Below are 2,241 nucleotides of genomic sequence, written 5' to 3' on the forward strand. Positions count from 1 at the left end.
TAAGCGGCGTTCGGCCTCGGCGGCGATATGGCGGGTTTGCGCCAGCGTGCTGCCGGGCGGCAATTCCAACGCCACCTTGGTTTGACTATTGTCCGCCGCCGGCACGAAGCCAGTGGGCAACAAAGGCATCAAACTCAGCGAACCGGCCACGAACACCACCACGCCGACGCCGACCGCCAAGCGATGGCTCAGACACCAGTCCACCGCCCTTAGATAAATGCGCATCACCGCGCTGTCGCCGCTATCGCGTTCCGGATGCGGCTTCAGCAGATAGGCCGCCATCATCGGCGTCAGCAAACGCGCCACCAACAACGAGGCCAATACCGCCGCGGCGGCGGTCACGCCGAATTGCCGAAAGAATTTGCCCGCTACGCCGCCCATGAACGCGGTCGGCAAGAACACCGCCACCAGCGTAAAAGTGGTGGCGATCACCGCGAAGCCGATCTCGTCGGCAGCATCCATCGCCGCTTGCAGCGGCGTCTTACCCATCCGCAGGTGGCGGACGATATTTTCGATTTCGACGATGGCGTCGTCCACCAAAATCCCCACTACCAAGGCCAAGGCCAGCAACGAGATGATGTTCAAGCTGAAGCCGAAATACCACATCGCCGCGAAAGTCGGCAGAATGGACAAGGGCAAGGCGACCGCCGCAACCAGCGTCGCCCGCCAATCCCGCAGAAACCACCAGACTACAATGACGGCCAGGAAGGCGCCTTCGTAAAGCAAATGCATGGAGCCGGTGAAGTTGTCTTCGACCGGCTGAACGGTGTCGAAGGCTTCGCGGATTTGCACTTGCGGATGCGCGGCGGCAAACTCGGCCAACGCGGCGCGCACCGCTTCGGCCACGGTGACTTCGCTGGTGCCTTTGTTGCGGACGATGTCGAAGCCGATCACCGGCCTGCCGTCCAAAGTCGCGTAGGTGGAACGTTCGGCGATGGTGTCGGTAACGCTGGCGATTTGATCCAGTTTGATGTGGCTGCCGTTGGCCAGCGGAATATCCAGGTTGCGCAGCTCGCCGGCTGTCGCTACTCGTCCTAAGGTGCGTACCGATTGCACGCCGCCGCCGATGTCGCCGCGGCCGCCGGATGCATCTTGCTGAACTTTATTCAGTTGCGTCGCCACCTCGCTGACCAACGCGCCCAAGCCCGCCATCCGCACCGGATCCAGATCAACATGCACCTCGCGATCCACGCCGCCGGTGCGGGTCACCTTGCCGACGCCGGTCACCGCCAACAAACGCTTGCTGACGTCGTTATCGACGAACCACGACAAAGCCGCTTCGTCCATGTTGTCGGCGCTGACCACATAGGTCAAAATCGCGCCGCCGGATGTCGTGGTCTTGGAGACGATAGGCGCAGCCATCGCCGACGGCAATTCCGAGCGGGCACCATCCACCGCGTTGCGTACCTGATTCAGCGCCTCTTCGGAATTTTTATCGATGTTAAACTCGACCTTGATCAAAACCGAGCCGTCGGTGATCGTGGTCCGCACGTGCTCGACGCCGCCGATGGCAGCGATTTTGTCTTCGATCTTGCGCGCCACTTCGGTTTCCAACTGCGCCGGCGCCGCACCTTCCAAGGTAGCGGCGACGGTGATGGTCGGCACTTCAATGTCCGGAAAGTTTTGTTTGCCCAATTGCTTCAGGCCCATGCCGCCCAGAATCGACAGCACCGCGAACAACAATAAACTGGGTACCGGCTTGCGGATGGACCATGCGGAAAAATTCATGATTTTGCTCCCGCGCCCAAGACCGCGATGTGGTATTTGGGCGCTGATAAAGGGTGATGCGTTCGGCATCGTGGTTGAAAAGCTGCCGTTGGCAGGCGCCCGCAGGCGCTCTACCGGATGGATTGCTTCGGCGCGGTTCAGATCTTGGGCGTTACACTGACGATGTCGCCATCCTTCAAAAACGCCCCGCCGCCGGCAACCAAGCTGGCATCGCCGGCGATGCCCTCGCGGATTTCCACCCAGTCGCCGACCCGGCGGCCGGTGACGACGCTACGTTGAATCACCGACTTGGCGCCGGGGGCGACCGAGCCGGAAGAGTCGGTGATTTCAAACAAATAATCGCGACCGTCGCGCAAAACTAACGCGGTCTGCGGCACGACCAAGGCAGCTTGCGCGCCGACGGCGATGCTGCCTTGCAAATACATACCCGGCTTGGCGGCGGCGTTGGCAATATCGACGTAGACCAGCGCGTTGCGGGTGGTGTCGTCCACGGTCGGCGCGGTCATCCGCACA

2 protein-coding genes are annotated in these 2,241 nt (G+C 61.6%); both read right to left on the bottom strand.

The genetic code is table 11. The features are described from left to right. On the bottom strand, window positions 1-1,728 hold a 1,728-nt coding region (locus tag NP589_RS21400), incomplete at its 3' end, for an efflux RND transporter permease subunit (protein WP_256608786.1). Between the two features lie 137 nt (window positions 1,729-1,865). After that, window positions 1,866-2,241 (bottom strand): efflux RND transporter periplasmic adaptor subunit (locus NP589_RS21405; protein ID WP_371929704.1); only part of this gene is annotated, 376 nt, incomplete at its 5' end.

Source organism: Methylomonas rosea, from assembly GCF_024505055.1.
GTDB classification, from domain to species: Bacteria; Pseudomonadota; Gammaproteobacteria; order Methylococcales; family Methylomonadaceae; genus Methylomonas; species Methylomonas rosea.